This is a genomic window from Bradyrhizobium sp. 23, from assembly GCF_023073295.1.
In the GTDB taxonomy this organism is placed as follows: domain Bacteria; phylum Pseudomonadota; class Alphaproteobacteria; order Rhizobiales; family Xanthobacteraceae; genus Bradyrhizobium; species Bradyrhizobium canariense_D.
Map to the genome: position 1 here is coordinate 1 of NZ_JADPJF010000041.1, position 7,554 is coordinate 7,554.

Sequence of the window (7,554 nt, forward strand, 5' to 3'; positions counted from 1 at the left end):
GCGCTAAGCTCGATCTCCTTCAGGCTAGGCTGATTGGCGCGCCATAAAAACAATCACGATCATCGAATATGCGTCAGAGCCCAATTTTGACCCCTTTGCGCGGCGGGGTTTGCTGGTAGCGCTCGTCTCGTCGGAGCTGGCCGGGATAGCGGAGGCGAGACGAGCGCGGGTCGCGTGATCGTCGTCTCGGCTTTTGAACCGCCAGCTATCGTTGCCGGTCTCGACGTGAAAAGCCGTTTTAATTCGGTCTTCAAACCGTGGATCGGCCTAAGGCTTTGCGAGGTGCGGTGGGCGGGGCCCAAACCTGGGACCCGCCTGATTAAGAGTTTAGCCACGAGTTAAGAACGTTCAATGATTAGGCAGTCGCCGCCTGAGCATATTCGGCCAAAAATTGGCATCCGTCCCACAGGCATAGAGCGTCCGCTCCGAGGACACTCTTCCGGTTCCCGAGAAGGCGGACGAGCGATAGGCTCGGCCGAAATCAACTGCAATGCCCGCGAGCCTGCCGGTCTCCAGTTGGCGCCAATCGCAGGATCTCGCGGGATCGTGCGTGGCGGTGCCGTCGCACACGCACGACTCCCAATTGGAACCATATCTCCGGTGACCGATTGGATCGCTGTTGAGTAGTGCAGACCAGCTGGCACCAGCCGGCACGAGACCTAGCGCCGGACATCGGTGGGGACGAATCCCATGATGGACCACGCGACCAGAGTTGGTAATCGATTGTTAGCAGCCTTGCCGCCGGCCGATTTCGCTTTGCTTGCGCCTCACCTGCGGAAAGTCGTGCTCGAGCGCGACGCCGTACTGGTCCGATCGGGAGATCGGATCGAGCACCTTCTCTTCCCCTGTGGCGGCGCGATTGCCTTCATCGTGGACTTGCCGAACGGGCAGACTGCCGCCACAGCGGTGATCGGTCGTGAAGGTGCGATCGGTCTAACGTTGGCGCTTGGCACATCCCACTCATCTGTGACGGTAGTCGTCCGCGTACCAGGGCCCGTGCTGCAGATTCCGGCGGCGCAATTTTTGTCAGCTCTGGGGCGCAGCCCCGCCATCGCATCCATGGCGCAGATTTTCACGAGATCGCTGCTGACGCAGGTTCAGCACGTCGCGGCTTGCAATGCACTGCATTCCGTCGAAGCCCGGATGGCCTGCTGGCTGCTTCAAATTCACGACCGGGCGAATAGCAGCAATCCCCTCCCTTTGACACAGGAGACTATGTCGGAGCTACTGGGGGTCCGGCGCACCACGGTCACGCATGTTGTGAGGGCATTGCGCGCGTCACGAGCCTTGAAATCCAACCGCCGCGGTCAGCTCGAGATTGACCGGCCGCGGCTCGAAGCCGTGGCATGCGAGTGCTACAAGGTGATGAGCCGCAGAATCGATCGGATCGTTTCGCGTGGCGCAGCAGGACTTATTCACGCCGCGCCGGCGCGAGACGCCTGCCAGCCGCCCGGCAACCGACTATCCAGGGCAGGCTCGTAGACCCAGGGCTCTCGCGCGAACCACTCGTGTGTAGCCGCGCAGACCCGGCAATAGGTGCGCGAAAGAATACCGCGCTGCAACGAAACCTTTCGCGATCGGTTTCGATACCCGTCGAAATGGCGTCGCCCGTTTCCGGGCATTTGATCATCACCACACCCATCTTGATCTCCTGCAACCTGTTGTGCGGTCAGGGCACGCTGCCCCGCCATCGACTGGACCGAGCGTCCCCTCGTCGCGGAGATGTCCGTCCAGTCGAACCGCGCGGCCGGTAGCCTCGGTTCAGACGGTCTTGTGAAACACCCTATTGAAGCTGGTCTTGATGGGCTCGGTCGTCTCGATCGCAACTTTCTGCGCGAGCTCCCAGAGCTCCCGATTCTGTGCGGAGACGACTTCGAAAGCCTCGCGGCTTCGGGCGGTCGAAAGATGCACGATATCCAGCAGCGACCTGGTCTCAGCGAGCCGGGATAAAAACTCCAGGGTGGCCCTGGTATTGTCTTTGGAAATCTCGATGACCTTGGCACCGTAATCGACGGCCCCTCTGGCGTTCATTGAGCAGGCTTCACGGAGAATGTCGCTGATCTCCTCGGAAGTCGCTTTCATGCTCGCGATATTTTTCTTGGTCTGCGCGGCGCCCTGCTCGGCGAATCCACGGAAGAGTTCCTGGAAATTCAAAAGCGGCAAATCGATCCTTGGTTTTGCACCATTCGTATTCTCATTCACCGGATCGGCCTGCGTTTCGACTTTCACATTGGCATCATTCACGAGCTTTCATCCTTTCAAGCGAAACTAGTTAATGGATTGAAGACTCCCCGCTCCCGGCACGTACTGCGCCAGAAAACCAGCGCCCCTGTTCTCGGCGTGACCGGAGGCTGCTGCGGATGAACCGCTCGCCCCCTGCCGAAGCCAATATGATCGATTAAATTCGAAACATCCGTTCGCTTTCGGACTCTCGCTGAAATAATTTGATGGGTTGCGACCAGGCGGAGCTTTAGATCTGCGACGTTGCAGCGACCGCTCGGTTGCACTCTGAGCTTGCTCGTCGTCTGAGATAGCCGGACTGGCGCCGCTCGCGCTGATGGTTCTCTTCTCGATCCACCCGGTCCCTGAGACTCTCAAGTTCTGCGAGTTGAGAGGCAAGGGCTTCGAGACGCTGGCGAAGAACAGCGGCAGGGTTGTCCACTCGAGCGCAGATTTTCATGTGAGTTCTCCTAGCAATATGTCCGCGAGAATTCCGCCAGCTTTGACGTGGGCAAAAAAAATATGCAATCAAAGGAAAACGCGACTAATTCGGCATGCTGCGTTGCCGATGACGATGCGGCGGCGCGTTAAAAAAGTACTCATGTGCCCCGGCGCGCGGCACGCTCCATTGGGTCTGGCTGCTCAGCTTGCAACAACAGCGGATCGAACCGTTGTTAAGGCTCGGAGCGGGTTGCGCTCGAAAGTCGAGTGGCGGCTCGCTCGCACTCGGGCTTGTGCCTCCGCTCGTCGTCTTCTTCATCTGCACAATCGACCCCTCCATATGCGGCCGGATTTCCGGAGTTCCCTCCCGTCGCGAAAGGTCCTTCGCCACCGGTCGCTCCGCCCGATCTGCCGCCCCCGCCGGATGGCTTTCCAGCAGCAGATGAGCCACCACGGCGCCCCCCAGGTCCGCCACTACCTCCAGGTGACCCGCCGCCAGAGGACCCCGAGGCCCCAGAGGACGGACGATCGTTGTCGAAGAATGACTGGTCCCTGTCATCGCCTTGCGTTGCTCCGTTCTGTCCGCCTGAACGTGCGATGGCTGTCGAGGTCAGCGAGGTCGACAGCAGCAGCGTCATGACGGGGGGTGTCACGGCCGCGAATCTTCCGCAGGTTTTCAGGAACGCCCGCCGGTCGTCATCTTCATTGCCACTTTGGCTCACGATGCGCTCCCCTTGATTTAAATCTACTTTATTGGTATTATATATTAAATAGACTTTCAACCAAAATTTTGTTTGAAAAATGGAGATTGCGAGGCGTGCGCCGCCGGCGGACTGCCAGCATTTCCATGGCCTTTCGGGCTTGCTAGCCCGTTGCCGGAGCCCCAATCGAGAGTATCAAATTAATATTTAATATGCATATATCTGATTAGCTGGGTCAAGAGCAGCGCACGACGGATGATTGCCATGCCACTGCAATTTCACCGGCCAATCGAAAACATGGAGATCTGGAGCGCGAGCGGCGATGGCTTCTCGTTTGTGATCAGCCTGGAGAGCCCTACCGGTCCAGGCTTTCACGGACGCTTCGGGTACCTGGCGAGTTGGCGACCACTCTACGAGAACAACGGCGCGATCAAGATCAGCGGGTCGCCCTTCCGAACATTGGCTGAGGCCGAAGGAGCCTGCCGCAACATGGCCGAGCATCTGCGCGCCGCAACCGATGCTCACCGCCCAGCATGATGCGATGTCCAGCTAACGCGTACGTTCCGGAAGGACACTGCTACGCTTGACGTCCTCGTCGTTTCGAACCGACGAATCCTGCTGTAGTAGGCCGGAAGGGGCGAGTTCACGTGCGGCCGCATGTTGCCCGTTTTGCGAAATTGCAAATGCCGCGAGAACTGTTCGATTGCTGATATCGAGCTTCTGGAAGATGTGGTGAAGGTGGACTTTGATCGTACCATCGGTAATGTTCAGGAAACGCCCAATCTCCTTGTTCGACAGCCCCTCCGATACAAGTCTCATGATCTGCCGTTCCCGGTCGGTCAGCTGCGTCGGAGCCTTTTCCTCACCGATGTGAGACTCCCCACGGACCTCGCCACCTGTGCACGGCGACCGCGATGCCGGCCCCTGGCGTTCCGCAACCTTCCTCAGGGTCGCGACCAGCATCTCCGGCTCAGCATCCCTCGTGAGGACGAGGCAGGCGCGGCCCGCGGCCAGCGTCTGCGACCTTTGATCGCCGGCCTTTTCAGCGAAGAAAATGACCCGGGTACCTTGGCCAGCGGTGTTTGCGATAGCCAGAATGTCAGGTCGACTGATACTGGGCATTGCAATATCGACCAGTGCAATGTCGGGCACCAAAAGTCGGATGGCCCCAATGCAGCTTGCAGTATCGCCGCAGGCGGCCACGATCGCGAAATCGCGCTGCGCCGCAAGGACGCTGCTGATCCCCTGCAAGACGATCGGGTGCCGATCCGCGATGACGACTCTGATGCGGCGCATGCTTCCCCTGCCTATTCCTGATACCCCGCGCGGCAGTTTTTATTCCTGCATTCACCTCAAGACGCGCGGGAAGCACAACAATCCGTTCTGCCAAAATGCCGCACTGTCAATTCGTCACGGCGATCGGCAACGCATGATGGCCACACCACTGTAACTCGCTTTGAGAATGCGTGCAGCACCGTAGGATTGCGGTCCTCCATGGAAAATCCGAAGCAGTCGATTCATCTACAAAACAGCGCCTTCTCTCCTGGCTATGATCTGCAAAACTCTCCCGCAGATCTGGCGGTCCAGTATGTGGCTGCCTGTCAGGATTGGTTAACCGCCATCAAGCTCATCACCGACCACTTATTACGAACGATATATAGTCACATTCACGATTCGAATCTAACATTCGACAAACTTGACCGGAGCGAGGCAGCTGAAAGCCTCGCCCCATAACACGAAGAGGAGGCTCAAAAAGTAATACTATTCATCCAACATCAATATGAGGAGTGGAAATTTTCCAACCATTAATCAGACGTCGCGAACGATAACGGCTCTGCTTCGGCAGTAGCACCGATGAAAACCTGGTCAGCAAAGTTCGGGCGACATTTTCGCTAACCCGGCAAACTTCAATCTGCGGTCACGGGACATCGCTGGTAATGAGTAGGTGGTCATATGTATTCTTCGGCTGTTTTGCGCCAAACGCATGAATCTCTGATCGTTCAATTCACCGAATTGCAGAATTTACGTAGTCGCGTGTCGATGGCCGAGCAGCGCTTGCTCGGCCCGATGCGAAGGGTCCGCCGGCGGAGACCGGCTGGGAGGCGACCGGCCGGTCGAAGGCACAGGCCCGGCTGGTAGCGCCAAGAAGTACCGCACTGCACACTAGAGTTCTGTGCGCGGGCCGATCAGGCTTGCCCGACGGGGCTTCGACCTGATAAGCCCCCCTCCTATTTCAAATCGGAAGTAGTGGGGACGGCTTCCATGGGGAACGAAGAGTGGGCATCCGCGACCACAGCTGAGCTGTGGCGGCTTTACGATGAAGTGACGACTGTTCTTAGTCGGAGAATGATTGCGGAAAAAGCCAAGCTCGAAGAGCGGCTTCGCAGGATCGAGGGAACTTCCGGGGCCCCCAACGGGGAACGTGCGCGCCGCCCCTACCCGCCCGTGCTGCCGAAGTATCAAAATCCGAAAAACCCGTCCGAGACCTGGTCCGGTCGTGGCAAGCAACCCCGCTGGCTGAAGGCGCAGCTCCGAGCCGGCAAGAAGCTGAACGATTTGTTGATCAACCGTTCATCCAGCCACAAGCGCCGCCGCACCGGTTGAGCCCCGCGACGGTCGCGACGCCGTAGACACTGCTATGGCGCGGCTGTCCACAGCAACATCTAGCGATCGCGATCCTCTTTATTGTTCGGACTGCCGTCACCGCCGCCGTTGCCGTAGCCATTGTTGCCATGAACAATATGACCGCCTGAACTGGCTATCGCGGTTGACGTAAGAGAGGTGGACAGCAACAGCGTCATGGCAGGAGGGGTGACGGCGGCAAATTTTCCGCAGCTCTTCAAGAACTCACGACGATCTTCGCCTTCGCGTCGAGTTGGGTCATCGGCTCGTCCTTACTGCATTCCAAAGCCCGATCCAGAGGGTAAACCCGAATCATGATTCCCTCAAATTAAATAAGCTACGCACGTGATTTAATTTCCGGGGGGCGACCCGGCATGCGATCCATGGCCTAAAATTCCCTGGGAACAGGGAATTTTACATGGAAAACCCATGTCGCGGGGGCTATTTGGCCAACGGAATCCGACGAAAACACCTGCGCCTCCAAGCTATTGCGGCAATTTATGGCAAATCCATATCAGGGAAATCTCTGATGTGATCAGGGAACGGGCGCGCGCTAAACAGGGAAAAACCGATGCCGGCGAGCGGCCGAGCGTTCTTCGATTCAAGGCGGTTGATTGAAGGCAGGCCGGGACCGCGAAAATGAGAACTTAAATAATTGAAATCACCAAAATATAATTCTAGTTTTTGAAAACGGTGGTTCACCCGGGCAGGCACCTCATTTCACTCCGCGAAAGCTGTCGATTTCTTGATGGACGCCGTACGGGTCCATTCACGACGGCGCAAATGGGCTTTCTGATGCATTCAAAGCTCGATCCCAGCATGTCTGATCACAATTTGGACCAATGCTCGGCCTTCGCGCGCGAATTCTTGCGAGCTCTGGCAGTTCGCAAGGTCGGGCGAATACCTGGATTAGCCGGGATGTATACCAGTCCGTCCGGAAAATTCCGGAACGAAGCCAATTTGCTCGCGTGCCCTCTCCCTCGCTTGGTCAGAGGGCCCGAAGTGCGCGTTTGTGTTTCGCCAATGCCGCCCGCTCATAGCGCTCGAGATTGTTAAGGCGTTTCACGCCGGCTGGGACGGGCCAGTTCAATAGCGTGGCTAACAGATCGTGGCGGAGGCTGCGGATGCGTAGCAGCGCGAGCTTGGAACGTGCAAGGGCCATCAGTAGGTCCGGCAAAACTTGATGCCCCAGCCCCGAAGCAATCGCGACCGCGAGATTCGCCGCCTCGGCAGGATCGCTGATGGCGCTGCGCGCCAGCCCATGACGCAGCGCGTTGCGGCCTCGTCTTTCCATCCGCCGTTTTCGGCCCCGTGCTGCGCTTGGCGTTGCTGCGATTGGCTTCGATTTGTCGAATTTACGCCATGTCCGAGGCCCTCGGCTGATGCTGATGGTGGCGGCCGGAAGCTCGCTCCAACGCATTGACAGATCGAGGATTTTCGAGCCCAAAGAACAGCAATTTTGCTGCAGAAAGGACTGGCATTCCCGCGCAAAAGGAGCGTTAATCATTGGACCGGCCGGCGGGTCCTTGGCCCCGGTCTCTCCCCTCGCAGTGGCGGGGGTTTTGGTGGT

At 58.1% G+C, this 7,554-nt stretch carries 9 protein-coding genes and 1 pseudogene; 4 read left to right on the forward strand and 6 right to left on the reverse strand.

What is annotated here, in order from left to right:
• Window positions 1-24: 24 nt before the first annotated feature.
• Window positions 25-225: pseudogene (locus IVB32_RS43020) on the reverse strand (hypothetical protein); the annotation flags it as partial.
• Window positions 226-690: 465 nt separating this feature from the next.
• On the opposite strand from IVB32_RS43020, the gene IVB32_RS09510 reads away from it, so the two are divergent.
• Window positions 691-1,482, forward strand: coding sequence for a Crp/Fnr family transcriptional regulator (locus IVB32_RS09510; protein WP_085352704.1), 792 nt, complete (start codon window positions 691-693; stop codon window positions 1,480-1,482).
• Between the two features lie 279 nt (window positions 1,483-1,761).
• Here IVB32_RS09510 and IVB32_RS42600 read toward each other — a convergent pair whose 3' ends face one another.
• Window positions 1,762-2,244, reverse strand: coding sequence for a phasin family protein (locus tag IVB32_RS42600; RefSeq protein WP_085352703.1), 483 nt, complete (start codon window positions 2,242-2,244; stop codon window positions 1,762-1,764).
• Window positions 2,245-3,626: 1,382 nt separating this feature from the next.
• Between IVB32_RS42600 and IVB32_RS09525 the strand changes: the two genes are divergently transcribed.
• Window positions 3,627-3,899, forward strand: coding sequence for a hypothetical protein (locus IVB32_RS09525; protein WP_162847239.1), 273 nt, complete (start codon window positions 3,627-3,629; stop codon window positions 3,897-3,899).
• Between the two features lie 12 nt (window positions 3,900-3,911).
• Here the strand turns inward: IVB32_RS09525 and IVB32_RS09530 are convergent, their stop codons facing one another.
• Window positions 3,912-4,658: a response regulator transcription factor gene (locus tag IVB32_RS09530; RefSeq protein WP_247369111.1), complete on the reverse strand. Its 747-nt coding sequence runs from the start codon at window positions 4,656-4,658 to the stop codon at window positions 3,912-3,914.
• Window positions 4,659-4,856: 198 nt separating this feature from the next.
• Here IVB32_RS09530 and IVB32_RS09535 point away from each other — a divergent pair, with 198 nt between their 5' ends.
• The gene (locus tag IVB32_RS09535; RefSeq protein WP_085358732.1) at window positions 4,857-5,096 is read left to right on the forward strand and encodes a hypothetical protein; all 240 of its coding nucleotides are present in this window, start codon (window positions 4,857-4,859) and stop codon (window positions 5,094-5,096) included.
• 528 nt (window positions 5,097-5,624) lie between these two features.
• The gene (locus IVB32_RS09540; RefSeq protein ID WP_085358730.1) at window positions 5,625-5,966 is read left to right on the forward strand and encodes an H-NS histone family protein; all 342 of its coding nucleotides are present in this window, start codon (window positions 5,625-5,627) and stop codon (window positions 5,964-5,966) included.
• A 59-nt stretch (window positions 5,967-6,025) separates the two neighbouring features.
• Here IVB32_RS09540 and IVB32_RS09545 read toward each other — a convergent pair whose 3' ends face one another.
• The 3 genes from IVB32_RS09545 to IVB32_RS09555 all read right to left on the reverse strand — a co-directional run.
• A complete protein-coding gene (locus tag IVB32_RS09545) occupies window positions 6,026-6,205 on the reverse strand; it encodes a hypothetical protein (protein ID WP_247370053.1) in 180 nt (59 codons plus the stop codon).
• 277 nt (window positions 6,206-6,482) lie between these two features.
• Window positions 6,483-6,698 carry a hypothetical protein gene (locus IVB32_RS09550; protein WP_247370055.1) on the reverse strand — a complete coding sequence of 72 codons (216 nt, stop codon included), beginning with the start codon at window positions 6,696-6,698 and terminating at the stop codon, window positions 6,483-6,485.
• Window positions 6,699-6,972: 274 nt separating this feature from the next.
• Window positions 6,973-7,554: hypothetical protein (locus tag IVB32_RS09555; RefSeq protein WP_247410247.1), on the reverse strand; the 582-nt coding region annotated here is incomplete at its 5' end.

What these genes read in the sequence shown, in the direction of transcription:
- IVB32_RS09510 (WP_085352704.1), top strand. Translation starts at nt 691, where the DNA reads ATGATGGACCACGCGACCAGAGTTGGTAATCGATTGTTAGCAGCCTTG.
- IVB32_RS09525 (WP_162847239.1), top strand. Translation starts at nt 3,627, where the DNA reads ATGCCACTGCAATTTCACCGGCCAATCGAAAACATGGAGATCTGGAGC.
- IVB32_RS09530 (WP_247369111.1), bottom strand. Translation starts at nt 4,658, where the DNA reads ATGCGCCGCATCAGAGTCGTCATCGCGGATCGGCACCCGATCGTCTTG.
- IVB32_RS09535 (WP_085358732.1), top strand. Translation starts at nt 4,857, where the DNA reads ATGGAAAATCCGAAGCAGTCGATTCATCTACAAAACAGCGCCTTCTCT.
- IVB32_RS09540 (WP_085358730.1), top strand. Translation starts at nt 5,625, where the DNA reads ATGGGGAACGAAGAGTGGGCATCCGCGACCACAGCTGAGCTGTGGCGG.